The organism is Kocuria turfanensis, from assembly GCF_001580365.1.
GTDB lineage: Bacteria > Actinomycetota > Actinomycetes > Actinomycetales > Micrococcaceae > Kocuria > Kocuria turfanensis.
This window is the reverse complement of record NZ_CP014480.1, coordinates 2381360-2406003: the sequence shown is the minus strand read 5'-3', so window position 1 is coordinate 2406003 and position 24644 is coordinate 2381360. Positions and strand designations below refer to the sequence as shown.

General features: G+C 75.0%; 23 protein-coding genes and 1 rRNA gene. 9 read left to right on the top strand and 15 right to left on the bottom strand.

Annotated features, from left to right (window positions below; all coding sequences use genetic code 11):
- Nucleotides 1-82: 82 nt before the first annotated feature.
- The 9 genes from uvrA to AYX06_RS11060 all read right to left on the bottom strand — a co-directional run bounded on the left by uvrA (nucleotide 83) and on the right by AYX06_RS11060 (nucleotide 10044).
- On the bottom strand, nucleotides 83-2542 hold the full coding sequence (uvrA, locus tag AYX06_RS11100; RefSeq protein WP_084271759.1) for an excinuclease ABC subunit UvrA: 2460 nt from the start codon (nucleotides 2540-2542) through the stop codon (nucleotides 83-85).
- A gap of 95 nt (nucleotides 2543-2637) precedes the next feature.
- The gene (locus AYX06_RS11095) at nucleotides 2638-3468 is read right to left on the bottom strand and encodes an FAD:protein FMN transferase (protein ID WP_062735811.1); all 831 of its coding nucleotides are present in this window, start codon (nucleotides 3466-3468) and stop codon (nucleotides 2638-2640) included.
- Nucleotides 3469-3840: 372 nt separating this feature from the next.
- Nucleotides 3841-4254 carry a hypothetical protein gene (locus tag AYX06_RS11090; RefSeq protein ID WP_147017861.1) on the bottom strand — a complete coding sequence of 138 codons (414 nt, stop codon included), beginning with the start codon at nucleotides 4252-4254 and terminating at the stop codon, nucleotides 3841-3843.
- Between the two features lie 222 nt (nucleotides 4255-4476).
- Complete coding sequence (locus tag AYX06_RS11085) at nucleotides 4477-4956, bottom strand: hypothetical protein (protein WP_062735809.1); 480 nt, start codon at nucleotides 4954-4956, stop codon at nucleotides 4477-4479.
- A 406-nt stretch (nucleotides 4957-5362) separates the two neighbouring features.
- Nucleotides 5363-5668, bottom strand: a complete 306-nt coding sequence (locus AYX06_RS11080) for a hypothetical protein (protein ID WP_062735808.1) — start codon at nucleotides 5666-5668, stop codon at nucleotides 5363-5365.
- A 36-nt stretch (nucleotides 5669-5704) separates the two neighbouring features.
- Nucleotides 5705-7414 (bottom strand): ABC-F family ATP-binding cassette domain-containing protein, encoded by a 1710-nt coding sequence (locus AYX06_RS11075; RefSeq protein ID WP_084271582.1) that lies wholly within the window; start codon nucleotides 7412-7414, stop codon nucleotides 5705-5707.
- Between the two features lie 137 nt (nucleotides 7415-7551).
- The gene (locus AYX06_RS11070) at nucleotides 7552-8313 is read right to left on the bottom strand and encodes a Mut7-C RNAse domain-containing protein (protein WP_198161394.1); all 762 of its coding nucleotides are present in this window, start codon (nucleotides 8311-8313) and stop codon (nucleotides 7552-7554) included.
- A gap of 80 nt (nucleotides 8314-8393) precedes the next feature.
- The gene (locus AYX06_RS11065; RefSeq protein WP_062737017.1) at nucleotides 8394-9068 is read right to left on the bottom strand and encodes a haloacid dehalogenase type II; all 675 of its coding nucleotides are present in this window, start codon (nucleotides 9066-9068) and stop codon (nucleotides 8394-8396) included.
- A 133-nt stretch (nucleotides 9069-9201) separates the two neighbouring features.
- Entirely contained in the window at nucleotides 9202-10044 is an 843-nt protein-coding gene (locus AYX06_RS11060) for an alpha/beta fold hydrolase (RefSeq protein WP_062735807.1), read from the bottom strand.
- A 117-nt stretch (nucleotides 10045-10161) separates the two neighbouring features.
- Here AYX06_RS11060 and AYX06_RS11055 point away from each other — a divergent pair, with 117 nt between their 5' ends.
- Both AYX06_RS11055 and AYX06_RS19785 read left to right on the top strand, forming a co-directional pair.
- The gene (locus AYX06_RS11055) at nucleotides 10162-10956 is read left to right on the top strand and encodes a ferritin-like domain-containing protein (RefSeq protein ID WP_062735806.1); all 795 of its coding nucleotides are present in this window, start codon (nucleotides 10162-10164) and stop codon (nucleotides 10954-10956) included.
- A complete protein-coding gene (locus AYX06_RS19785; RefSeq protein WP_062735805.1) occupies nucleotides 10953-11744 on the top strand; it encodes a hypothetical protein in 792 nt (263 codons plus the stop codon). Before AYX06_RS11055 ends, AYX06_RS19785 begins: the two co-directional genes overlap by 4 nt.
- Before the next feature lie 22 nt (nucleotides 11745-11766).
- On the opposite strand, the gene AYX06_RS11045 is transcribed toward AYX06_RS19785, so the two are convergent.
- Complete coding sequence (locus tag AYX06_RS11045; RefSeq protein ID WP_062735804.1) at nucleotides 11767-12246, bottom strand: GNAT family N-acetyltransferase; 480 nt, start codon at nucleotides 12244-12246, stop codon at nucleotides 11767-11769.
- A 340-nt stretch (nucleotides 12247-12586) separates the two neighbouring features.
- Between AYX06_RS11045 and AYX06_RS11040 the strand changes: the two genes are divergently transcribed.
- The 3 genes from AYX06_RS11040 (at nucleotide 12587) to AYX06_RS11030 (ending at nucleotide 15642) form a co-directional block, all read left to right on the top strand.
- Complete coding sequence (locus AYX06_RS11040; RefSeq protein ID WP_062735803.1) at nucleotides 12587-13639, top strand: helix-turn-helix transcriptional regulator; 1053 nt, start codon at nucleotides 12587-12589, stop codon at nucleotides 13637-13639.
- A 67-nt stretch (nucleotides 13640-13706) separates the two neighbouring features.
- Nucleotides 13707-14666 (top strand): AraC family transcriptional regulator, encoded by a 960-nt coding sequence (locus AYX06_RS11035; protein ID WP_147017862.1) that lies wholly within the window; start codon nucleotides 13707-13709, stop codon nucleotides 14664-14666.
- A 19-nt stretch (nucleotides 14667-14685) separates the two neighbouring features.
- The gene (locus AYX06_RS11030; RefSeq protein ID WP_062735801.1) at nucleotides 14686-15642 is read left to right on the top strand and encodes a helix-turn-helix domain-containing protein; all 957 of its coding nucleotides are present in this window, start codon (nucleotides 14686-14688) and stop codon (nucleotides 15640-15642) included.
- 116 nt (nucleotides 15643-15758) lie between these two features.
- On the opposite strand, the gene AYX06_RS11025 is transcribed toward AYX06_RS11030, so the two are convergent.
- The gene (locus tag AYX06_RS11025; protein ID WP_232319289.1) at nucleotides 15759-16454 is read right to left on the bottom strand and encodes an SCO1664 family protein; all 696 of its coding nucleotides are present in this window, start codon (nucleotides 16452-16454) and stop codon (nucleotides 15759-15761) included.
- A gap of 10 nt (nucleotides 16455-16464) precedes the next feature.
- Nucleotides 16465-17109, bottom strand: a complete 645-nt coding sequence (locus AYX06_RS11020) for an MSMEG_4193 family putative phosphomutase (RefSeq protein ID WP_062735799.1) — start codon at nucleotides 17107-17109, stop codon at nucleotides 16465-16467.
- A gap of 92 nt (nucleotides 17110-17201) precedes the next feature.
- Between AYX06_RS11020 and AYX06_RS11015 the strand changes: the two genes are divergently transcribed.
- Nucleotides 17202-18611 (top strand): sigma 54-interacting transcriptional regulator, encoded by a 1410-nt coding sequence (locus tag AYX06_RS11015; RefSeq protein WP_062735798.1) that lies wholly within the window; start codon nucleotides 17202-17204, stop codon nucleotides 18609-18611.
- Nucleotides 18612-18651: 40 nt separating this feature from the next.
- Nucleotides 18652-20652, top strand: a complete 2001-nt coding sequence (locus tag AYX06_RS11010) for a VWA domain-containing protein (RefSeq protein WP_062735797.1) — start codon at nucleotides 18652-18654, stop codon at nucleotides 20650-20652.
- A 22-nt stretch (nucleotides 20653-20674) separates the two neighbouring features.
- On the opposite strand, the gene AYX06_RS11005 is transcribed toward AYX06_RS11010, so the two are convergent.
- Entirely contained in the window at nucleotides 20675-21781 is a 1107-nt protein-coding gene (locus tag AYX06_RS11005; RefSeq protein WP_062735796.1) for a DUF808 domain-containing protein, read from the bottom strand.
- Nucleotides 21782-21979: 198 nt separating this feature from the next.
- On the opposite strand from AYX06_RS11005, the gene AYX06_RS11000 reads away from it, so the two are divergent.
- Together AYX06_RS11000 and AYX06_RS10995 are read left to right on the top strand one after the other, a co-directional pair.
- The gene (locus AYX06_RS11000) at nucleotides 21980-22573 is read left to right on the top strand and encodes a TetR/AcrR family transcriptional regulator (RefSeq protein WP_062735795.1); all 594 of its coding nucleotides are present in this window, start codon (nucleotides 21980-21982) and stop codon (nucleotides 22571-22573) included.
- On the top strand, nucleotides 22570-23682 hold the full coding sequence (locus AYX06_RS10995; RefSeq protein ID WP_084271581.1) for a DMT family transporter: 1113 nt from the start codon (nucleotides 22570-22572) through the stop codon (nucleotides 23680-23682). Before AYX06_RS11000 ends, AYX06_RS10995 begins: the two co-directional genes overlap by 4 nt.
- 12 nt (nucleotides 23683-23694) lie before the next feature.
- Here the strand turns inward: AYX06_RS10995 and AYX06_RS10990 are convergent, their stop codons facing one another.
- Nucleotides 23695-24183 (bottom strand): GNAT family N-acetyltransferase, encoded by a 489-nt coding sequence (locus AYX06_RS10990; RefSeq protein WP_062735794.1) that lies wholly within the window; start codon nucleotides 24181-24183, stop codon nucleotides 23695-23697.
- Nucleotides 24184-24351: 168 nt separating this feature from the next.
- Nucleotides 24352-24468: ribosomal RNA gene (gene rrf, locus AYX06_RS10985) — 5S ribosomal RNA — on the bottom strand.
- Between the last annotated feature and the right edge of the window lie 176 nt (nucleotides 24469-24644).

Genomic DNA, 24644 nt, shown 5'->3' with positions numbered 1-24644 from the left:
TCCCGCGGGGTTGCGTCTCTCGGCCACCCACCCGCGCGCGGTCGCCGCTGCGTGCGACCTCGGCGCGGGAGGCGGGGACGGGTCAGCGGAGGGCGGCGGCCAGGTAGGGGGCGGTGCGGCTCGACGGGCACGCGGCGACCTCGGCGGGGGTGCCGGCGCAGAGGATCCGCCCACCGGCCTCGCCGCCGGAGGGGCCCATGTCGATCACCCGGTCCGCCCGGGCCACCACGTCCATGGCGTGCTCCACCACCACCACGGTGTTGCCCGCGTCCACGAGCCGGTTCAGCTGGCGCAGCAGCGCCTGCACGTCCTGCGGGTGCAGCCCGGTGGTCGGTTCGTCCAGGAGGTAGAGGGTGTGCCCGCGCCGAGCCCGCTGCAGCTCCGTGGCCAGCTTGATCCGCTGGGCCTCGCCGCCGGAGAGCTCGGTGGCCGGCTGGCCCAGCCGCAGGTAGCCGAGACCCACGTCGAGCAGGGCGCGCAGGCTGCGCGCGGCGGCCGGGACGTCGGCGAGGAACTCCGCGGCCGTCTCCACCCGCATGCCCAGCACGTCGGCGATGCTCCGGCCCCGGTGCGTGACCTCCAGCGTCTCGGGGTTGTAGCGGGCGCCGTGGCAGTCGGGGCAGGGGCCGTAGGTGCCGGGCAGGAACAGCAGCTCCACGGCGAGGAAGCCCTCGCCCTGGCAGGTCTCGCACCGCCCGCCGGCCACGTTGAAGGAGAACCGCCCGGCCCCGTAGCCCCGGGCCCGGGCCTCGTCGGTGGCGGCGTAGAGCTTGCGGACCGCGTCGAAGAGCCCGGTGTAGGTGGCCAGGTTGGAGCGCGGGGTCCGGCCGATGGGCCGCTGGTCCACGCGGATCATCCGGTCCAGGTGTTCCAGGCCCTCGGCGGAGCCCACCCGCGCCCCGGGAGCGGGCGCCGCCTCGTCGTCGTCCGTGGGCACCGCCCCGCCGTGCAGGTGCCGTCCCACGGTCTCGGCCAGGACCTGGCTGACCAGGGTGGACTTGCCCGAGCCGGAGACCCCGGTGACGGCGGTGAGCACCCCCAGGGGGATCTCGACGTCCAGGTCGACGAGGTTGTGCCGGCGCACCCCGCGCAGCCGCAGCCACCGCTCGGGCCGGCGGGCGGCGGGCGGTGGTGCGGCGGCCTCCCCGTCGGGGAACAGGAACGGGCGCGTGACGGACGCCGGGACCTCGGCCAGCCCCGGCACGGGGCCGCTGTAGAGCACCGAGCCGCCCCGGTCCCCGGCCTGCGGGCCCACGTCCACGACCCAGTCGGCCCGGCGGACCACGGCCATGTCGTGCTCCACCACGAACACCGAGTTGCCGGAGGCCTTCAGCTCCTCCAGCACCGCCAGCAGCGGCTCGGCGTCGGCCGGGTGCAGGCCCGCGGAGGGCTCGTCGAGCATGTAGACCACCCCGAACAGTCCCGATCTCAGCTGGGTGGCGATGCGCAGCCGCTGCATCTCCCCCGGGGAGAGCGTGGGGGTGGACCGGTCCAGGCTCAGGTAGCCCAGGCCCAGGCCGAGCAGCACCTCCAACCGGGCGAGCAGGTCCCGGGCGATGGTGACCGCGGCCTCGCTGCGCTCCCCGGAGGTCACCGCGCGCGAGGCGGTCCCGGCCTGCTCCAGGACGGCCGTCGGGCGCACCGCCTCGGCCAGCTCGGCCAGGGGCGCCCCGTTGAACTCGGCGATGGTCCGGCCCCCGAAGGTCACGGCGAGCGCCTCCGGGCGCAGCCCGGCGCCCCCGCACGCGCGGCACGGGCCGGTGACCACGAAGCGCAGGACGCGCTCGCGCATCTGCGGGCTCGCGGAGTCCGCCAGGGTGTGCAGGACGTGGCTGCGCGCGCTCCAGAACCGGCCCTTGTAGGGCTTCGCCACGCGGTCCCGCTGCGGGGTGATCTCCACGACCGGCTGCTCCTCGGTGAACAGGATCCAGTCCCGGACGTCCCGGGGCAGCTCCCGCCACGGGGCGTCGACGTCGTGGCCCAGGTGCACGAGGATGTCCCGCAGGTTCTTGCCCTGCCACGCGCCGGGCCAGGCGGCCACCGCGCCCTCGCGGATGCTCAGCCCGGGGTCCGGGACCAGGGAGGACTCGGTGACGTCGTGCACGGTGCCCAGGCCGGAGCACTCGGGGCACGCGCCGGCGGCGGTGTTGGGCGAGAAGGCGTCGGAGTCCAGGCTGCCCTCGGCGCCCTCGGGGTAGGTGCCCGCCCGGGAGAAGAGCATGCGCACCGAGTTGGACAGCGTGGTCAGGGTGCCCACCGTGGAGCGGGAGCTGGGGGCCCCGCGCCGCTGCTGGAGGGCCACGGCGGGCGGGAGCCCGGTGATCTCCTCCACGGCGGGGTTGTGCCCCTGCTGGATCAGCCGCCGGGCGTAGGGCGCGACGGACTCGAGGTAGCGCCGCTGGGCCTCGGCGTAGACGGTGCCGAAGGCCAGGGAGGACTTCCCGGACCCGGAGACGCCGGTGAAGGCGACGATCGCGTCGCGGGGGATGTCCACGTCCACGTGGCGCAGGTTGTGCTCGGAGGCCCCGCGGACCCGGACCATGCCGGAGCGGGTGGCGTCGGGGGCGGTGGCCGCAGTGGTGTCGAGGTCGATGCTCACCGCGTCCACCCTAGCGACCCCGGGGCCCGCGGCGGGACTCAGCCGGTCCGGTGCCGGTCCCGGCCGATCGTCCACGCGGTGTCCGCGGGGGCGGGATCCACCACCCAGGCGGACCACTCGTCCAGCCCGCAGAACCAGCGGGCCCCGTCCCGGCCGGCGACCACGAGGGCCGTGGCCAGGATCCCGGCCAGGCGCGCGTCCGGGCCGACGACGGTCGCGGAGCGGGCCCCGGCCGCGGGCCGGCCGGTGCGGGGGTCGACGATGTGGGCGGGTCGTTCGTAGGTCCCGGAGGTCGAGACCGCGCCGTCGCCGGGCAGGACGGTCCACGAGAGCGCGCCGGGGTCGTCCGGGTGGCGGATCCCCACCGCCCAGGGCTCCCCCGGTGCCGCGACCCCGCGGGTGACCACGTCCCCGCCGGCGTCGAGGCACACGTTCGGGCAGCCGGCGCGGACCAGGTCGTCCGCCAGCCGCTCCGCGGCCCAGGCCTTGACGTAGCCGGAGGGGTCGAACCCGCCGCGCACGGCCCAGGGGTCGAAGCAGCCGTCGGTCAGCTGCCGCCCCTCCCGGCAACGCCGGAGCACGTCGAGCAGGGCCCCCTGCGCCGGGTCGCCCCGGGTGAGCCGGCGCTCGTCGAGCAGGCCGGTCCGCAGCGCGGTCACCAGGGAGTCGGGCCGGTAGGTGGAGAAGACGGCGTCGACCCACCCCATGTTGGCCACGGCCACGTCCAGGGCGTGCTGCACGACGCGCTCGGCCGGCAGGGGCTCCTCCCCGGCGCGGACGTCGACGGTCACCGTGGTGCCCCAGATCCGCTCCCGGTGGAGGTGCCGGCGGCCCTCGGGGCGGCGCAGCTCGACGGCGGGGGCGCTCACGGTCCGGCCCGGTCCACGAGGTCCCGGAAGGCGGAGCGGTAGCCCCGCACGGCGTGGTCGGCCCCGCTCACGGCGTCGACCCGCGCCGGCTGCCTCGTGAGGACCTCCTCCTGGAGGGCGGGCAGGGCGCGGTCGTCGGTCCGCTGCGGGGGGCGGGGGGAAACGGCGGTGCGGTCGATGCTGTCGACTCTAGGTCGGGGGCGGGGGCCGGGCAGTGGACTTTCGGGCAGAGTTGCCGGGCCCCGGTGCCCGGCAGAGCCGGAGTGCGCCCCGGCAGGACACGAGTGCGTCCCGGCAGGGACGGAGTGCGCGCAGCGAGCGGCCCCGCCCCCGCCGACGTGGGGGGTCGGCGGGGGCGGGGCCGGGCCGCGGTCAGTCCCTGATCTCGATGACCTGCAGCGGCAGGTTGGTGCCGGTCCCGCAGAACTCGGTCTGGCACTCCTGGATGAACCCGGAGATGACGGCCGGCCCCTCGTCGAAGGCCATGTTGAAGGCCACGGCCTGGTAGTCCATCTCGACCTCGCCGCCCTCGCAGGCCCACTGCTCGAAATAGCTGCCGTTGGCGATGCGCCCCTCGGAGACCCGCTGGGTCACGCTCAGGGAGACGAAGACGTTGCTGCCCGCGGTGCAGGAGACCTTGTAGGTGCCCTGGACGGCCGCCCCCTCGGCGATCCGCGTGGCGTCGCTGATGTCGGAGATCTCCATCGCCTGCGCCGGCGCGGCGGCGACGAGGCCGACTCCTGCCGCGAAGACGGCGGCCGTGACTGCCCTGGTGGTTCTTCTCATGGTTCTGTCCCATCCGGTGGAGAAGCGAGGACCGCTTCGCGACTGGTGCCGGCTCGCGGCGTCCTCCCCCGGACGCCTGTCGAGCCCCGTGTCTGTGCGACATCCCCAACGTAGGCGCAGGTCAGCGGACACCGGGCACGTGGCGGGAAGATGACGGACACGATTCGGACACGGCCCCGCCGGGAAGGCCTCCTGCCGGCCGGGACGGGCGGACCGCGTTCCTCAGAAGGCGTCGTCGATGGGCACCGGGCGGCCCTGCCGGTCGAGGTAGTAGGCGCCGGCGTCGCCGATGTGGGCGGCGAGCGTGTCCTCGAACGCCTGGCCGGCCCCTTCGTCGTAGTGGGTCCCGGGGTGACCGGCGGGCCGGTGGCAGCGCAGGACGTCGGAGCGGTCCTCGAGCCCGCACGTCGTCCCGTCCGCCGCCGGGCGGGCCGGCGGCGCGGCGCGGTCGGCCGCGGGGGCCCGTCCCAGCGCGGCGACGGCCACGAGCAGCAGGGCCGCCGCGGTGACCAGCGGCACGACCGGCGCGACACGGCTGACCGCGGCCAGGACCAGGGCCAGCCCGAGCAGCATCAGCAGGGCGAGCACGGCGGCCCGCTCGATCGTGCGGTCGGGCGCGCGGTGGCGCCCCGCCTCCCGGCCGGGGGCGCTGCGCGCGGTCCCGGGCACCTCGGGCAGTTCGGGAACGAGTGGCGTGGTCACGGCGGTCCTTTCGCGTCCGGCCCGTCCGCGGCGCACGACCGCCAGGACGAGCGGCGCGGACCGACGAGCAGCCCCGGCGGGCGACCTCGACCGGAGTCCCCCCGATCGCCCGTGCCGGGGATGGCATCATCCTCACCCCGCAGGGCGGCCGACCGGAACCGTGTGCTCGTCCGTGACTCGCCCACGACGGCGCCGGGCACCGTGACCGTCCGCCGGCGCCGCGGCGGGGCGGCCCCGCGACCCCGCCCTGACGTGCGGCACCGCCGCGCGCCGTCGGGTCGCCCGCGCCCACCGCAGCATGCCGCCCGGCCCTGCCCCCTCTTGTGGGGCTGGACCGGGCGGCGGTCGATCGGAATGGGCGCGGCACACCCGCGCTCGGGCGGAGCGGGGCAGGGCCCCGGCGGGGTCAGTTCCCGCCCTGCCCCTCCTCCTGGCCACCGTCCTCGTAGGGCAGCTCGCCCTCCGTGGCGCTCTCCTCCTCCGGCGCGCTCTCCTCCTCGCCGATGGTCGCTCCGGGGGCGGCGGTCTCCTCGCTCTCGGCGGTCTCCTCGGCGCCGGCGGTCTCCTCGGTCCCGGTGGTGGCCTCCTGCTCGGTGCCCCCCTCGCCGCCCGACTCCGTGTTGTCGCACCCGGTGACGCCCAGTGCCGCGAACGGCAGGGTCGCGATCACCAGCACCTTCCGCCACCAGTTCCTGTCCACTGCTGCGGCCATGGCTCCTCCTCCGTGGGTTGTCGACGGACCTCAACACTAAGCCAGCTTCCGAATGCCCTCAAGGGCTGTCCCGTGCCCCGCCGCGGCCGTGCCCGCCGCGGCGGGCGGCACCGAGAGCACCCGGCCGGTCCAGCGCCGCCGGATCCACCGGTCGTGGGTGGCCAGCACCACGGTCCCCGGGAAGTCCTCCAGGGCCTGCTCGAGCTCCTCCGCCAGGGCCAGGGACAGGTGGTTGGTCGGCTCGTCCAGCAGCAGCACCGGGGCGGGTTCGGCGACCAGGGCCGCGAGCGCCACCCGGCGGCGCTGACCGGGGGACAGCTCCCCGAGGGGGCGGGCGGCGTCCTCGCCGCGCAGCAGCCCGAGGTCGCGCAGCGTCGGGGCGCGGGCGGCGTCCCGCAGCCGGGCGCGGTAGGCCGCCTCGGCGGGCACCGCGAGGTCCGGCCAGTCGTCCTCCTGGGCCAGGCGCCCGACGACGACGCCCCGGCGTTCCACGGCGCCCGCGTCGGGGCGCAGCTCGCCCGCCAGCAGGGAGAGCAGCGTGGACTTCCCCGTGCCGTTCGGGCCCTGGACCAGCAGCCGGTCCCCGGCGTGCAGCACCAGGTCGGTCGGGGCCAGCCGCCCTGCGACGGCCGCCCCGCTCAGCCGGAGCAGGGTGCCGGAGGCGTCGTCGTCCGCGGTCCCGGCGATCCCGGCGGAGCGCAGCGGGGCCGGCGGCGCGCCGACGGCGGCGCGCTCGAGCGCGCCGAGCCGCTGGCGGGCCGAGCGGACCCGGCCGCCGATGGTCTTGGCGGCGCGGTCGCTGTAGAACTTGCGCGTGATGCGGCCCTCGGACTTCGGGTCCGTGGTGTGGAAGATCTCCCGCCCGGAGACGTCGACGACCTCCTGCAGCCGCTGCCGCTCCTCCTGCTGGGCCGCGAACCGCTCGCCCCAGCGGCGGCGGGCGGCCTCGCGCCGGTCCAGGTAGGCCGAGTAGCCGCCGGTGGACACGGTGCCCTGCCGGGCCGGGCCGCCGGCGGACTCGTCCGGGCCCAGCGCGGGGTCGAGGTCGACCACCCCGGTGGCGGCGGCGTCCAGGAACCAGCGGTCGTGGCTGGCCATGAGCACGGGACCCCGCCGGCCGGCCAGCTCGGCCACGAGGAAGTCCACGGCGGCGTCGTCGAGGTGGTTGGTCGGCTCGTCGAGCAGCAGGGCCGCGGGCCGGGACAGCAGCAGCGCGGCGAGGGCGAGCCGCCGCCGCTGACCGCCGGAGAGCTCCTCGATCCGGCGGTCCCGGCACAGCCCGCCGAGGCCCAGTCCGCCGAGGACCGCCTCGATCCGGGCGTCGAGGGCCCAGAGGCCCTCGCGTTCGGCGTCGCGCAGGACGGCGTCGTAGGCGTCCGCGGTCGCCGGGTCCCCGGGGGCCTGGGCGATTCCGGCGGCGAGCGCGGCGAGGCGGTGCTCCAGGGCCCGGACGTCGGCGACGGCGTCCTCGACCACCTGCCCCACCGTGACCCGCGCGGGCAGGTCCAGCTGCTGTCGGAGCAGCCCGGTGCGCTCGGGGCGGTGGACGGTGCCGGTGGCGGGCACCAGCAGCCCGGCGGCCAGGTGCAGCAGGGTGGTCTTGCCGGCGCCGTTCTCGCCGATGAGGCCGATGCGCCCACCGGCCGGGACGGTCAGCGAGACGTCGGTGAGGACGCGGCGTCCGGGAAAGCCGAAGCCGACGCCGTCCAGGCGCAGGTGCAGGGGGTGGTGCGGGGCCGAGGCCATGGTGGGGTCCTGTCGATGCGGGAGCGGGGCCCGCCGGGCCGGTGCGGCACCGGATGCGCGGAGCCGCTCGGGCTCGGATCGACGGTGCCGGCCGCGGACGCGGACCGGGGCATCAGGACGAGAACATGGCCCCCAAGCTACGCCGGGGGCCGCCGCGCGGCAAGGGCCCGGGCGACGACGGCGTCCAGGCGGCCGGCGTGGGCCCCGCGCCAGTACGCCTGCCCGCAGCCGGTGCAGCGGGAGAAGGACCGGTACGCCCGCCGGGTGCGGGGCAGCAGCTGGTCGGCCACGTCCTCCGCGCTCGCCTCCTCCAGCGGCGCGCCGCAGCGCAGGCACCGGGTCCACGGCGCCAGGGGCGGGTCGAACCGGTCGAGGACGTCGGCCAGCTGCTCGTCGGCCCGATCACCGCGCACCAGGGCGCCCTCGGGCAGGGCCCCGCGGTGGAGCAGCCCCCGGTCCTGGGTGAGCAGCACCCGCTCCTCCCGGGCGGCGCGGTCCACGAGGTGGGCGTCGTCGGCGTCGGCCTCCCAGGCGGCGTCGAGGCCCAGCAGGCGCAGGCGGCGGGCCAGGGGCCGCAGGTGGACGTCGAGCAGGAAGCGCGGAGGACGGTGCCGGGTGGGCTGGGGCCTCGGCCGGGCACCGACGGTGAGCACGGGCCCGCTGCCGGGGTCGCCGGCCTCCGACGGCGCGGGGGCCGCGGCGGTGGGCCGGGTCGCCAGGTCGACCTCGCGGCCGTCGAGGCGGACCGTGCCGACCTCGGTCGGCGGGATGCCGACCATGCGCACCACGTGGCCGACCGTGTCCGTGCCGGGCACGTCGAGCGGGAAGCGGGACCCGCGCCGGCGCGGGGTCAGCAGGAACTCCAGCGCGGGGTCGACCTCCAGCACGATGTGAGCCACCGCTCCAGGATGCCGCACCGGCCGGTGCGGCGCCGGCCGGCGCGGTGCCGCGGGACGGTCGCCGACCGCCGCACCGCGGATCAGGCCGGGGCGCCGCCCAGCTGCGCGGCCAGGGCGGGCAGATCGGCCGCCTCGAGGTCCGGCTGGGCGAAGTAGCCCGGGTACTGGGCTCCCGTGCGGTTGAGCCACGCCGTCCGCAGCCCCGCCTCGTGCGCCCCGTGGACGTCCCACGGGTGCACGGCCACCAGCAGCATCTGCTCGGCCGGACGGCCGCACTGCGCCGCGGCGTAGGCGTAGGCGGACCGGGCCGGCTTCCAGGCCGGGGCGTCGTCGACGCTGAGCAGGGCGCGGAAGCGCTCCCGGACCCCGGCCCGGCCGAGCAGGGACTCGGCCACGCTCGCCGAACCGTTGCTCAGCGTGACCAGCTCGGCCAGCGGGCTCAGGGCCTCGATCCCGGCGACGACGTCGGGGTGCACCTCCAGGCTCCTGAGCGCGGACATGATCGAGCCCGCCGCGGCCTCGTCCGCCCCGTCGCCGGTCTCCGCCAGCAGGCGCACCAGGCTGTCCTGGGCGATCTCGGCGAAGGCCGCGTTGCCGCCGGCGGCCGTGACGGCGAATCCGTCGCGGAGGATGCCGGCGAACCAGACCTGTGCCAGGTGTGCGGGGGCGCCGGCCGCGGTGAAGGCCTCCCCCAGCGGGGCCATGTCGGACAGGGTCTCGTTGACGTCGAAGACGATCGTCCGGGGACTGCTCACCACGTTCTCACCTCACGGTTGTCGATGCTGTTCACGGGCCCGGCGCACGGCCGGGCGGCGCCGAGGGCGGCGTGCTGACGAGCCTACGGCCCGCCGCCCCGGCAGCCCCACCGGCGCTCCGGCCCCGCCGACGTCACGCCCCCGGCCGGGCCGGGTCCGCTCCGGTGAGGTGCTCCAGCATCGCCGCGGCGACCGCGGCCGGGGAGTCCTCGGTGGGGATGTGCTTGCCGTCGACCTCCACCAGGTCGGAGCCCGGGATCTGCTCGACGTAGCGGCGTGCGAAGCCGATCTTCTGGAAGTCGTCGTCGCGGCCCCACACCAGCCGGGTGGGCAGCGCGGCCTCCTGCAGGGCCGGCACCAGGTCCATCGTGTACCGCGGGTCCGCCGCGGCGGCCAGCGCCGTCCAGGACCGGACCCGGGCCGGGTCCCGCCAGGGCGCCAGGTACTCGGCCAGCTCCTCCTCCCCCAGCTCCCGGGACACGCTGCCGCGGGTGGAGGCGGCCCGGGCGGCCAGCAGCTCCTCCACGGTGGTGGCCGCCCGCACCTGCGGGTCCCGGAAGCGCTCGACGGCCGGCACCGGCCAGGAGTCGAACATCACGGAGTTCATCAGCACCAGCCGCCGCACCCGTCCGCTGGTCGCGGCCACGTGCTGGGCGATCCCGCCGCCGATGTCGTGGCCGGCCAGGTCGAACTCCTCCAGGCCCAGGGCGTCCGCGGCGGCCAGCACCGTGCCGGCCAGGGCCGGGACGGTGGCGTGCTCCACCTCGAGCTCCCCGCCGCTGGCGCCGAAGCCGGGCAGGTCCAGGGCCAGGCACCGGGCGGCCTCGCCCAGGGCCGGCAGCACCGGCTGCCACACCCGGCTCCAGAAGGTGCCGTGGAGCAGCAGCAGGGGCCGGCCCTGCGGGTCCCCGGCCGTCAGGACGGACAGCGGGGTGCCGTCCACCTCGATCTGCTGCCGTGCCGTGCGTCCTGCCATGAGTGCGTCTCCTGTCTCGTGGGGTGCGGCGGGCCGGGGTTCCGGCCACCCATCCGCTGCGCCGCCGGCTCCGAATACTTCCACGAGACCGCCACCACGACCAGAGGAAGGGACGTCATGGCCTTCGACATCGACCGCTTCGCCCACGAGTCCACCAGCCTGCACTGGGAGGACCTCGGGCTCGATGCGTTCCGTGAGGACCCGCTGCCCCCGGAGACGCTGCGCACCCTGCGCTACATGTGCGACGTCGAGTTCCACACCGTCTGCTACCTGCGGGACATGCTCGTCAGCCCGTCCCGCCGGGACCCCGAGGTCAGCACCTTCATGACCATCTGGAACCACGAGGAGTTCTGGCACGGCGAGGCCCTCGCCCACGTCCTGGACCTGCACGGGATCACCGTGGCCTTCGACGAGGTCAAGGCCAAGCGTGTGAAGCTGGGCTGGCGGGACCGGATCAGCCCGGTGAAGCAGTCGCTGCTGTCCAACATCGTGGGCACGGACTTCGTCGCCGTGCACATGCTCTGGGGCGCGGTGAACGAGCGCTCGGCCGCCGCCGGCTACCGGCGACTGGCCGCGCTGGAGGACCACCCCGTGCTCGCCCCGCTGGTGCGGCGCATCGCCGCGCAGGAGACCAAGCACATCGCCTTCTACACCACCCAGGCCCGGGCCCGGCTGCAGGACAACCCGAAGGCGCAGAAGTTGGCGCGCCTGGCGCTGCGCACCGCGTGGGAGCCGGTCGGCTCCGGTGTCTCGCCCGACGACGAGGTCACCCACGTGATGACCCATCTCTTCGCCGGCCCCGAGGGGCGCAAGGAGATCGAGGCCATCGACCGGCAGATCGCGAAGCTGCCCGGGATGGAGGGGCTGACCGTGGTCGCCGACGCCCTGGACGCCCGGGGCGTGCCGGCGTGAGCGCGCCGACCGGGTTCGACGTGCGCGCCTACATGCGCGACCCGCTCCAGGTGCGACCCACCGACCTCGACCTGCCCGCCCTGGGCGACCTGGACCCGGCCACCCTGGAGGCGCTCACCCGCCTGGAGGCCGCCGAGCGCGCCCTGCTGCACCGCATGCGGGACTTCCTGGTGACCCCCACCCATGCGGAGTCGAGGGTGACCGCCTTCCTCACCACCTGGGCCTACGAGCAGCACTGGCTCGTCCAGACCCTGGGAGCGGTCCTGGCCGCCAACGGCCGGGCGGCCGGGGAGGACCGGGCCACAGCCCTCGGGCGCCTGCGCCGCGCCCGGGACGAGCGCCTCGGCCCGGTGCTCGGCGCGGTCTCCAGCAACCTCCTGGGCGCCGATGTCACCGGCGCCCAGATGCTCACCAGCCGGCTCGACACCGCAGTGCTCACCGAGTCCTACCGCCGGCTGGGGGCGGCCGAGCCTCGGCTGACCGCCACGGCCGGGGCCGTGGTGCGGCTCAAGGAGCGCCACCTCGCGTTCTTCACCGCTGAGGCCCGGGCCCGGCTCGCCGCCGGCCCGGGCGCGCGGCGCCTGGCGCGGATCGCGGTGTCCCGGTGGCAGTGGCCCGGCACCCGCTACGCCGCCCGCAGGACGCGGGCGCACCCGGCCGCGGACCCGGAGGTCCGCGCCGCCCTCCTGGGGCTCGGACCGGGCCTCGAGGGGGCTGCCGCGCCCCTGCGGGGGACGGCCGGGACCCGATCGGTGGGCACAGCGCTCACCCGCATCGGTCGCCGCTGAGTCCTCCGCCGCGGGGGCGCCCTCACGGTCGGGCGCCGAGCACCTTGACGAAGGGCGAGGAGCCGTCGCGGGCATAACCGTGGTGGTGCCAGAACTCGTGCAGGTCCTCGTGGCGCCGGGTGGGGATGACGATCTCCAGGGTGTGCGCCCCCATCTGCCGGGCCAGTTCCTCGCACCGGGTCAGCAGACGGGACCCGATCCGCTCGGCCCGGTGATCCTCGTCCACGGCCAGTGCCGTGACACTCGCCCGCACCGCGCTCCCGGGCGCCTGCCGCGGGGACAGGTAGACATGGGCGGCCCCGACCGGGATGTCCTGGAGCGTGGCGACCACGTGGGCCTCGGTCGCGGGCTCGGCCCGGAGTCGCGTGCGGATCCACTCGGGGTTCAGGCAGTACCCCACCTGGTCGGCGAGATCCATGAGCAGGAACATGTCGGAGACCCGGGCCGGGCGCAGGACGACCTGCGCCGCCCGGTTCGCGCCGGCAGGCTGTGTGACGGTCAAGACGCCCTCCTCACTCGTCGTGCAGAGCCCCGGGACCACCGCCCCGGATCTGCCCGGGCGGTCCGGCCGCGAGATGTCGATTCATGACGGTCCGCTGAGCGCACCGCAGTTCGAAAAACGCAATGTCTCTTGACAAGAGTAGATCGTGCATCCTCTGCTGACCAGGGGTTCGGGAGTCCTCGTGCGGGAGTCGTGTCCCGCGATGCGCGGCCCGTGGTGACTACACTGAACAGTGCACAGGTGCACCCGGACCCGGACTGCGGAGCGCAGCGCGGGGTCGCTCCACACCGGCAGGTCAAGCAGACGGCCGGAGCGTTCGCCGCACCCGAAGGACTTTCCCATGCATCGTCTCGCCCCCGACGCACAGTTCTCGATCCCGTCGGACGTCCCCTCCGCGCACACGTCCCACCGCGCATGCCGTGCGGACGAGACGGCGCACCAGCGACCGGCCGTGCGCAAGCTCCGGTTCGTCTCCCACGACCCGTCGGAGGGCGTCGAGGTCCTCGAGCGCGTCTACGCCGCCCGGGTCCAGGTGTCCCCGGACACCCCGTTCTCCATGCACCAGGCCCTGGGGGCGGTGGAGCGGCTGAGCCTGGAGCGGGTGCGTCTCAGCGGCGCGCCCGCCGCCGCCCTGATCGACGCCCCGGGCACCCTGCGCGTCGCACGGGTGCTGGGCGGCCGGCTCGCCTTCACGGACGCCACGTCCACCGCAGCCGGCCTCAGCCCGTTCCTCTTCCCGGTGCGCTCCTACACCTGCCGGTGGGACGAACTGGACCTGCTGACCCTCTCCCTGGACCTGGCCGCCGTGGAGGCGCACGCGGCCGGTCTGCTGGACGCCGAGGACTTCCGCCTGCGCTTCACGGCCGCCGAACCGGTCAGCCCCGCCATGGCCAGGTACCTGGCCGGGTCCGTGGCCGCCCTGGGGCAGCACCAGCTGGGCAACGAGCAGGCCATGGCCAGTCCGCTCGTGCGCGCCGAGACGTTCCGGGCCCTGGCCACCGCGGTGCTGCACGCGTTCCCGAACAGCTTCCTCGAGCGCTCGGCGGTGCCCGAGCCGGAGCGTGCGGCGCCCGCCGGGGTGCGCCGGGCGGTGTCCTTCATGGAGGAGCACGCCGCGGAGGACATCGGACTGGGCGAGATCGCCCGGGCGGCCCGGATGAGCCCGCGGGGACTGCAGGCGGCCTTCCGCCGGGAGCTGTCCACCACTCCCCTCGCCCACCTGCGCACGCTGCGCCTCGAGGCGGTGCGCGCCGAGCTGCTGACCACGGACCCCGGGGCCGGCGCCACCGTGGCGGAGATCGCCGCTCGCTGGGGCTTCAGCCACCCCGGACGCTTCGCCGCCGCCTACCGGGAGCGGTTCGGCGAGAACCCCGCCACGACCCTGCGCGGCTGAGGGCGGGCCGGGTTTCCCGCGCGCGGAACGGTCGACGCCGGGCGCGCCGAGGCGTAGCGTTTCAGGCATGAACTGCCAGGTGCGGCGTTCCGTGTTCACCACCCGGGACCCGGCCGAGGGCGTCGCCGTGCTCGACGAGGTCTTCGCCATCCGCGACGTGCACATGGACCGGGAGAGCCGGTTCTGCATGGACCTGTCCGCGACCGCGGTGGGCCCGGTGAGCTACGAGCGGGTCCGGCTCATGGGCTCCTCCACGACCGGGCGCACGGACGGCGCCGGCTTGCTGCGGGTGTGCCACGTGACGCAGGGCGCCGTGAGCGCCATCAGCGCCGGCGACCGGTTTCCGCGGACCGGGCCCTTCCTCTTCCCCCAGCGCACGTACACCAGCTGGTGGGAGGACATCGAGGCCATGACGGTGGCCGTGGACCCGGCGGCGGCGGAGGCCCACGCGCGGGGACTGCTCGGGGACGAGACCTTCCGGCTCGCCTTCGCCGGGTCCCGCCCGGTCTCCGCGGCCATGTCCCGGTACTGGCTGGGCACCGTCACCCACCTCGGCCGGAACCTGCTGGCCGACGACGAGGCGCTGGCCAGCCCGCTCCTGCGGGCCGAGCTCACCCGCTCCCTCACCACCGCGCTGCTGCACACCTTCCCCGGCTCGTTCCTCGACCGGAGCCAGGCCCTGCCCGGACAGCCCCGCGCGGCTCCGGCCGGGCTCCGGCGCGCGGTGGCCTACATCGACGAGCACGTGACCGAGGACATCGGCCTCGCCGAGATCGCCGCGGCCGCCGGGATGAGCGTGCGCGGGCTCCAGGCCGCCTTCCGGCGCGAACTGGACACCACCCCGACCGCCCATCTGCGCGCCGCCCGCCTGGACGCCGCCCACCGGGACCTGGTCGCCGCCGACCCCAGCACCGGGGTGACCGTGGAGGCCGTCGCCGCGCGGTGGGGCTTCACCCACCGCGGGCGCTTCGCCGCCGCCTACCGGGACCGGTACGGGCGGGCCCCGGCCGTCACGCTGCGCACCTGACCCACGAGAGGACCAGAGGATGACACGCGCCACACCGGTGAGCCTGCACCTTGCGACCACCGATCCCGACGTGGCCAACGAGGCCCTCCAGCAGGTCTACACCCGCGCGCGGATGGGCACGGTCCAGGACAGGAGGTCCTTCCTGTACAGCCAGGACGTGGACGGCGACTCCGACCTCAACCTGGGGCAGCTCACCTTCCGCGGCAACGTCGCCGGGCACATGGTCGTCGACGGGGCCTTCTCGGTCATGCTGCCGCGCGCCGGAGGAGTCCACTGGCGGATCGACGGGCGGGCCGGTGGCGGACCGGGCCTGTTCCTGCTCCAGCCGGGTCAGGAGTACTACGGCGAGGTGGACCGGCTGTCGATCGCCTCGGTGAACCTCGGCCCGGAGACCCTGCGGCGGACGGCGCGGGACGTCCACGGCGACGAGTCGCTGGAGGTGGCCTTCGACGGCCCGCACCCGGTCTCCTCGGCGCGCGCGCGGTACTGGCGGAGCACCCACGCGTTCGTGGAGCAGGCCCTGACCGACCCCGCCGTCGCCGCCGTCCCCCTGTTGCGTGCCGATCTGCTCCGGAGGATGTCGGTGGCGACCCTGGAGACGTTCGCCCTCCTCGGCGACCCGCGCACCCGTCGCGCTTCGACCACCGACCGGCAGTCGGCCTACCGGCGCGCCGTCGAGTACATGCGTGCGCAGCTGTCCTCGCCGATCACCGTGGAGGACGTCGCCCGCCACACGGGCCTGAGCACGGTGGAGCTCACCCGCTCCTTCCGCTCGCACGCCGGGACGACGCCGGGGGGCTGTCTCCGCGAGCTGCGGCTCGCAGCCGCCCACGAGGACCTCCTGCAGGCGGATCCCGAGGCCGGCGACACGGTCCGGGCCATCGCCCTGCGCTGGGGGATGGTGCACTCCGGGGACTTCGCCCGCCGCCACCGGCAGGCCTACGGCGAGAGCCCGGCCGAGACGCTGCGCCGCTAGGTGTCCCGGGCCGCCCGCACCGCAGCGGCCCGGCGGCTCCGCAGCACGGGCCAGGGGTTCCGGCACGGACCGGGACCCCGGCAGCAACGGCCAGGGGCTCCCGCGGGGTCCGGGGCCTAGAGCAGGGGCCAGGGGACCCGGCGCCCCGTGACGTCGACCGGCAGGACCGGGCGCTCCAGCAGCCGGCACACCCGCTGCCGGAGCGCGGAGGCCTCCGGGGCGGTGAGCAGGTCGGCCAGCTCGTCGGGGACGGACTCCGCCAGCGGTGCGAGGGCCGCCAGCAGGTCCTCGGGAACCGGGTCGCCGCCGAAGTCCCAGACGACCGTCCGCAGCTTGTAGCCGGCCGCGAAGCACAGGCCGTGGTCGATCCCCCACACCCGGCCGTCGGTCCCGCGCAGCACGTGACCGCCCTTGCGGTCGGCGTTGTTCGCCACGACGTCGAAGAGCGCGATCCGGCGCAGCGCCTCGTGGCTGCCGGGGACGCCGTCGTAGAGGGTGAAGTAGTGCGCCAGCGGATCGTGCTCCACGAACAGCTGCAGGGACCCGACCCCGAACGGCCCGTCCTCGCGCACCACGGTGGGCGGGACGATCCCCCAGCCCAGGATCTCGCTGAGCAGGTACGCGGCGCGCTCCCGCTTGTGCAGCCCCGGGGCGAAGTCGACCAGCGGCCGCTCCCCCTGCCGGGGCTTGTAGACGGCCCAGGCGGAGCGGCCCTCCAGGCAGACCTGCACGAGCAGCGCGGAGTTGCTGCTGCCCCGGATCACCCCGAGCAGCTCCATCCGCCCCTCCGCGAGGAGAGCGAGCTCGCTCACCGGGACCTGCTCACGAGACCCTCAGCCCGCTCAGCGGCTCGTGGGTCGAGTTGAGCGTGAGCACGGCCGGCGCCTGTCCCGGCGCGTAGGAGATCGCCGAGACCGAGCACGGGCTGACCACGATCCGCTGGAAGAGGTCCAGGTGCGTCCCGAGGGCGTGCGCGAGGGCCGCCTTGATCGGGTCGGCGTGGGAGAAGCAGACCACGACCCCGCCCTCGTGCTCGGCGCGGGCCCGGTCGACGGCGCCCACCATCCGGGCCTGCATCTCGGGGAAGCTCTCCCCGCCGGGGAAGCGGAAGGTCGACGGCGCGCGCTGGACGGTCGACCAGGCCGTGAGCCGGGACAGCCGGGAGAGCTCCGCCCCGGTCCACTCCCCGAAGTCGCACTCGAGCAGCCCGGGGTCCACGACGGCCGTCCGCCCGGTCCGCGCCTCGGTGGGCTCCGCCGTCTCCCGGGTGCGCTCGAGGGGGGACGTGAGCACCGCGTCGACGGGCACCCCCGCGAGCCGCTCGGCGACCTGCTCGGCCTGGGCGCGGCCGTGGTCGGACAGGTGCAGACCGGGCGCCCGCCCCGGCAGGACCTTGCCGGTGGTGGGCGTCTCGCCGTGGCGCACGAGCAGGACGAGCGTGCTCCGGGGCCTCTTCCGCGTTGCCATGATGTACCAGCGTACCGATCAGGGCGGCGCTGACCAGAGGATCTGCCCCCCGAGGACTTCGGCCCTCTTGACGCCGGGGTTAATGTGGCGCTGTGAGTGATCGTTCAGATCGACCCGACATCCGGACGCTCGGCGAGCTGCGCGCGGCCGGGCACGCCCCCCGTCCGCTACGCCAGGAGATCCGCGAGAACCTGCTGAGGACGCTGGCGGAGGGCGGTGATCCCTGGCCGGGACTGCACGGGCTCGGGCGCACGGTCCTGCCCCAGCTGGAGCGGGCGCTGCTGGCCGGCCACGACGTCGTGCTGCTCGGCGAGCGCGGCCAGGGCAAGACGCGGCTGCTGCGCACGCTCGCCGGTCTGCTCGACGAGTGGTCGCCCGCCATCGAGGGCTCGGAGCTCAACGAGCACCCGGAGGAGCCCCTAACGGAGGAGTCCCGGCGGCGCGTGCTGCTCGAGGGCGACGAGCTGCCCGTCGTGTGGCGGCACCGCTCGGAGCGCTACGTGGAGAAGCTCGCGACCCCGGACACCTCCGTGGCCGACCTGATCGGTGACGTCGACCCGATGCGCGTGGCCGAGGGACGCCGGCTCGGGGACCCGGAGACCATCCACTACGGGCTCGTGCCGCGCGCCCACCGCGGCATCGTGGCGATCAACGAGCTGCCCGACCTGGCCGAGCGCATCCAGGTGGCCATGCTCAACGTGATGGAGGAGCGCGACATCCAGATCCGCGGGTACGTCCTGCGGCTGCCGCTGGACGTGCTGGTGGTGGCCACGGCCAACCCCGAGGACTACACGAACCGGGGCCGGATCATCACCCCGCTCAAGGACCGGTTCGGCGCCGAGATCCGCACCCACTACCCGCTCGAGCTGGCGGACGAGATCGCCGTCATCCGGCAGGAGGCGGAGCTGGTCGCGGAGGTCCCCGAGACGATCCTCGAGATCCTGGCCCGCTTCACCCGTCTGCTGCGGGACTCCTCCGCCGTCGACCAGCGCTCGGGGGTCTCGGCCCGGTTCGCCATCGCGGGCGCGGAGACGGTCGCGGCGGCGGCCCTGCGGCGGGCCACGGTGCGCCGCGAGGACGACGCCGTCGCCCGCATGGTCGACGTCGAGACGGCCACCGACGTCCTGGGCGGCAAGATCGAGTTCGAGTCCGGTGAGGAGGGCCGCGAGCGCGCGATCCTCGACCACCTGCTGCGCCGGGCGACCGCCGAGACCGTCCGGGGCCGCTTCCGAGGCCTGGACCTCGGCCCGGTCGTGGAGGCCTTCGACGGCCGCACCACGGTCTCCACCGGCGACGACGTCTCGGCCCGGGACTTCCTCGCCGGCCTGCCCCAGCTGCCGGAGTCCGACGGCGACGGCGCGGTCTACGAGCAGATCGCGGCCCGGCTCGGGGCCACCAGCGCCGGGCAGCGCGCCAGCGCCATCGAGCTGGCCCTCGAAGGGCTGTTCCTGGCCCAGAAGATCTCCAAGGACTCCGACGAGGACGGCACCATCTACGGCTGACCGCTCGCCGCGTCAGCGCCACGACACGTTAGGGGGCGTCATGCCCGCACACCACCGGTCATCGCGGTACGGAAGGTACGCCGGGGGGCCGGATCCGCTGGCCCCTCCGGTGGACCTCTCGGAGGCGCTGGCGGCCGTCTCGGAGGACGTCATGGCGGGGTACTCGCCGGAGGAGGCGATGCGGGAGTTCCTCCGCCGGGGCGGACGCGGCCGGGAGGGCCTCGACGACCTGTCCCGGCGCGTGCACCAGCGGCGGCGCGACCTGCTGAAGCGGCACCGCCTGGACGGCACGCTCGACGAGGCGAAGCAGCTGCTGGAGAAGGCCCTGCGCCTGGAGCGGGAGCAGTTCCTGCGCGACGCCCGGATGGACCCGATGGACCGGTCCTTCCGCGAGATGCAGCTGGACGGGCTGCCCCGCTCCACGGCCGCGGCGGTCAGCGAGCTCGCCTCCTACGACTGGCAGTCCGACTCCGCGCGGGAGGCCTACGAGCAGATCAAGGACCTGCTCGGCCGCGAGATCCTGGACCAGCGCTTCGCCGGCATGAAGCAGGCCCTGGAGAACGCCACCGACGCCGACCGGGAGGCGGTGGCCGAGATGCTGCGCGACCTCAACGAGCTGCTGGAGAAGCACGGGCGGGGCGAGGACACCGACGAGGACTTCCAGGACTTCATGGCCAAGCACGGCCAGCACTTCCCGGAGAACCCGCAGTCGGTCGACGAGCTGATCGACGCCCTGGCCCAGCGCTCGGCGGCGGCCCAGCGGATGCTGAACTCCATGACCCCCGAGCAGCGCCAGGAGCTGATGCAGCTCTCCGCCCAGGCGTTCGGCTCCCCGGACCTCATGGCGCAGCTGGGCCAGCTCGACGCGAACCTGCAGGCGCTGCGCCCCGGTGAGGACTGGAACGGGTCCGAGCGTTTCCAGGGCGGGGAGGGCCTGGGTCTCGGCGACGGCACGGGGGTGCTGCAGGACATCGCCGAGCTCGACGCGCTGGCCGACGAGCTGTCCCAGCACCACGAGGGCGCGAACCTGGACGACCTCGACCTCGACGCGCTGGCCCGTCAGCTCGGCGACGACGCCGCGGTGTCCGCGCGGACCCTCGCCGAGCTGGAGCGGGCCATGCGGGAGAGCGGCTATCTGCAGCGGGACCAGGACGGCGACCTGCGCCTCTCCCCGCGGGCCGTGCGGCGGCTCGGGAAGTCGCTGCTGCGGGACACCGCCCAGCGGCTCTCCGGCCGGCCCGGCGCCCGGGACACCCGGCTGGCCGGCGCGGCCGGGGAGCCGACCGGCGCCACCCGGGAGTGGCAGTTCGGGGACGCGGAGCCCTGGGACGTGACCCGCACCCTCACCAACGCGATCACCCGCACGGTCGCCGAGGGCGGCGACGCCGGGCGGGGACTGCGGATCGACGTGCGCGACATCGAGGTGGCCGAGACCGAGGCGCGGACCCAGGCCGCCGTCGCGCTGCTCGTGGACACCTCGTTCTCGATGGCCGCCGAAGGACGCTGGGTGCCGATGAAGCGCACCTCCCTGGCGCTGCACCACCTCGTCTCGACCCGGTTCCGCGGGGACCGGCTCCAGCTCATCGGGTTCGGCCGCTACGCCCGGGACCTGCGGATCGAGGAGCTCACGTCCCTGCCGCCGCGGCGGGAACAGGGCACCAACCTGCACCACGGGCTGCTGCTCGCCACCCGCTTCTTCCGCAAGCACCCCTCCGCCCAGCCCGTGCTGCTCGTCGTCACCGACGGCGAGCCCACGGCCCACCTGCTGCCCGACGGCGAGAGCTGGTTCTCCTGGCCGGCCGAGCCCGCCACCCTGCGCGCCACCGTCCAGGAACTCGACCGGCTGGGCCGCCTGGGCGCCCAGACGACGTTCTTCCGGCTCGGCGACGACCCGGGGCTGGAGCGGTTCCTGCTGCGGATGGCCGAACGGGTGGACGGGCGCGTGGTCGCCCCGGACCCCGCGGACCTGGGCTCGGCCGTCCTGCAGGAGTACCTCGACGCCCGCTCCAAGGACGCCGACGACGCCGACCCGTGGGGCTAGACCCCGCAGGGGGCGGCAGCGGTCACCGGACCGCCGAGGAACCCCCGTCGCCCGGAGGAGTGCGGCCGGATCCGTCCGGAGCGGCGCTGCCGTCCGTGGCCGCCGAGGAGTGCTTGCCGTGGTGCTCGCCGTGGTCCTCGTGCCTGCCGTGCTCGCCCTCGTGCTTGCCGGGGACGGCGTGGTCGGCCTCGTGCTCCCCCTTGCCGAAGGGCAGCAGCTCCCAGATCAGCACCAGGACGGCGCCCCAGACCAGTCCGAGGACCGCGGAGAAGAAGGTGTTCGTGAGCCAGGCGAGCGCCGCGCCGAGACCGCCGGGCACGGCGCCGTGCACCAGCTCCTCGACGTGGTGCACGGCCTCGTAGGGCGGGTGCCAGCCCAGCTCGTCGAGGCCGACGAGGATGATGTGCCCGCCCACCCAGAGCATGGCGGCGGTGCCCACGACCGAGATCACCGCGAGCAGCCCGGGCATGCCCTTGACCAGGCCGTGGCCGATCTTCTGGCTGGTCGGGGAGGACCGCTCGGCCAGGTGCAGACCGAAGTCGTCCATCCGGATGATCAGGGCCACCACGCCGTAGACCAGGACGGTGATGCCGATGGCCACCACCACGAGGATGGCCGCGCGGGAGAGCAGCGGCTCGTCGGCGACCTCGTTGAGGGAGATCACCATGATCTCGGCGGAGAGGATCAGGTCGGTGCGCACCGCGCCGCCGACCATCGTGTCCTCCGCGCTCTTGCCCTTCTCGACCACCGGGGTCTTGGTCTTGGGCCCGTGGCCGGAGACCTTGGCCCAGATCTTCTCCGCGCCCTCGAAGCACAGGTAGCTGCCACCGAGCATGAGGATCGGGGTCAGCAGCCACGGCGCGAACTGGCTCAGCAGCAGGATGGCCGGGAGGATGAAGACCAGCTTGTTGCGCAGCGAGCCCTTGGTGATGCGCCAGATGATGGGCAGCTCGCGCGCCGGGGTGACATCCTGGACGTACTGCGGGGTCACGGCGGTGTCGTCGACGACGACGCCGGCCGCCTTCATGCTCGCCCGGCCCGCGGCCGCGCCGATGTCGTCCACGGAAGCGGCGGTGACACGGGCCAGGGCGGCGACGTCGTCCAGCAGGGCCATCAGACCGCCGCTCATCGGAGAACCTCCGGCGCGGTCTCAACAGGGGCGGTCGGAACCGCAGTGGTGATCAGCATGTTGACAGAGTAGGTCCTCGGACGGCCGGATGCGCCCCCGGGAGCGTCCGACGCCGGCACGAATTGCCGACGATCGCCGTCCACGCCCCGCCGCCTACAATAGGTAGACTGGTCTAACCAGCATTCGGGAGGTCGTTCCATGAGCACGGACCAGCACGCTGTCGACCGTCGTCGAGGACCCGCGCGGTCGCGGATCCTGGAGGCCGCAGCCGCGCGCTTCTACGCCGACGGCATCGCCGCCACCGGCATCGACGCGATCACCGCGTCGGCGGGGGTGGCCAAGATGAGCCTGTACAACAACTTCGCCTCCAAGGCGGCCCTGGTCGAGGCCTACATCGAGGCCCGCCACGAGGAGTGGCTCCAGCTGTACCGGGCCCGCGTGCAGGGCACCAGCACCCCGCAGGAGCGCGTCCTGGCGGTCTTCGACGCCTACGCCGACCACGCGGCGGCCGCCTACGAGCACGGGTTCCGCGGTTGCGGGCTGCTCAACGCGGCCGCCGAGCTCTCCGCCGCGGACCCGGCGCGGACCGCCGTGCGCCGCCACAAGGAGCAGGTCGAGCAGCTCCTGCTCGACCCGCTGGGCGAACTGACCGACCCGGCCACCGCGCACCGGCTGGCGGAGCACCTGAGCTTCCTGCTGGAGGGCTCCATGGCCCGCGCCGGGCTCGAGGGCGAGCCGACCCGCCTGGTGCGTGCCCGCGCGATCGCCGCCGACCTGCTGGCCGCCCGGTGAGGGGCCGGGCCGGCGGCATCGCCGCGATCCTGGTGACCTCGGTCCTGTGGGGGACGACCGGAACCGCGGCGACCTTCGCCCCCGGGGCCGGGCCCCTGGCCATCGGCGCCGCCGCCCTGGGCATCGGCGGACTCCTGCAGGCCGCCATCGCCCTGCCCGCCCTGCGCCGCGCACAGCAGGCGCTGCGGACGCACGCGGGTCTGGTGGCGCTCGGAGCCGTCGCGGTGGCGATCTATCCTCTGGCGTTCTACAGCTCGATGCGCCTGGGCGGGGTCGCGATCGGCACGGTGGTCTCACTGGCCTCCGCACCGCTCGCCTCCGGCGTCCTGGAGCGGGTGATCGAACGCCTTCCGCTCAGCCGGTGGTGGAAGCTGGCCGCGTTCCTGGGCATCCTCGGCAGCGGGCTGCTCTGCCTGGCGAGAGCCGGGGACTCGGCGGCCTCGGCTCCGGCCACCGCGGCGAGCATCGGGCTCGGCCTGGTCGCCGGCACGACCTATGCGCTCTACTCCTGGGTGGTGCACCGGCTGATGGGCCACGAGGTGGGCCGTGCGGCGTCGATGGGCGCGGTCTTCGGCGTCGGCGGGGCGCTCCTGATGCCCGTCCTGCTGCTCACCGGCGCGCCCCTGCTCCACTCGGCGCAGGCGTTCACCGCCGCGGCCTACACGGCCCTGGTGCCGATGTTCCTGGGCTACTTCCTCTTCGGCCTCGGGCTCACCCGGGTGAGGCCGAGCACGGCGACCACCCTCACCCTCACCGAACCGGCTGTCGCCGCCGTGCTGGCCGTGCTCGTGGTGGGTGAGCGGCTGTCGGGCCTCGGCTGGACCGGATTGACCGTCATCGGCGTCGCGCTGGTCGTCCTCGCCCTCGCTCCGGCCAATGTCGAGGCCGACCCCGGTGCCCTCCGGCTCCGTGGAGGCGGTACCGGCGCCGATCGGGCCGACGACGCGCCGTCCCGTGCCGATCGGAACAGTGCCGATCGGAACAGCGGTGCCCTGCCCAGCGACGTCCTGTCCGGTGCCATGCCGTCGGATGCCCTCGGACCCGCGCCGGAAAGCACGCACGTCGACAGCTCCACCGGGCCCACTGAGGTCATCATCCGGCACCCGTGACGCGGGAGACGGTCACAGGACGCGCGGACGCTCCATCTCGAGCGCGTGCCAGGTCCGGTCACCCACGCTGGTGTCGCGCACCAGACCGGTCTCGCGGAATCCAAGACTGCCGTAGAGCCGCCGTGCGACGGCGTTGTGGGCGTAGACGCCCAGCGTCAGCACCGGCAGGTCCGAGATCCGGAACGCCTCGTGCACCGCGGCGGTCACGAACCGACGGCCCAGCCCGTGCCCCCGCAGCGCCGGATCGACGACGACGCAGCCCAACCGCATCCTGCCTGCTGCTTCGTCCACCAGCAGGGAGCCGTGCCCGGACATCCGTCCCGCGACCGCCGCGGAACCGGACCAGTGGAGCCGGCGCTCGTCCGCCAGATAGGCCTCGAGCTGCGCCCGGTCCAACGGCCAGGTGAAGGTCGGCCCGGACCACAGGATCATGTCGGTCTCGGTGGGGACCCAGGTGCGGAGCACTTCGAGGTCCTCGGGGGTGGTCGGCCGCAGCTGCATGCGCTCATGCTAGGCCGGTCGGGCGCTTCTCCTCCTGCGTCGCGTGCGGGCATGAGGAAAGGCCCCGCACCGGTGGGTGCGGGGCCTGGGGGGTGCCGGGGCTGCCGGCGGGGGGATGTGGGGAGCCCCCGCACCTGGTGGTGCGGGGGCTCGACCCTTGTGGGTGTGGTCCGGCGGTGTCCTACTCTCCCACACCCTGGCGGGTGCAGTACCATCGGCGCTGTGGGTCTTAGCTTCCGGGTTCGGGATGGGACCGGGCGTTTCCCCCACGCTATGACCGCCGTAACTCGTGTGCCGCACCCCGTGCGGCGTGTGGCCGGTGGGGTGGGTAAGTCAGGGGTCCGCCCGTGGTGGGCGGTATGCAATTGTGGCTGCTGCGGTGGTGCAACCGTGGCCCCGGGGGCGGGGTTGTTGGTTGGGAGCCGTATAGTGGACGCGGTGTTCTGTGGTGTCCCACCGGT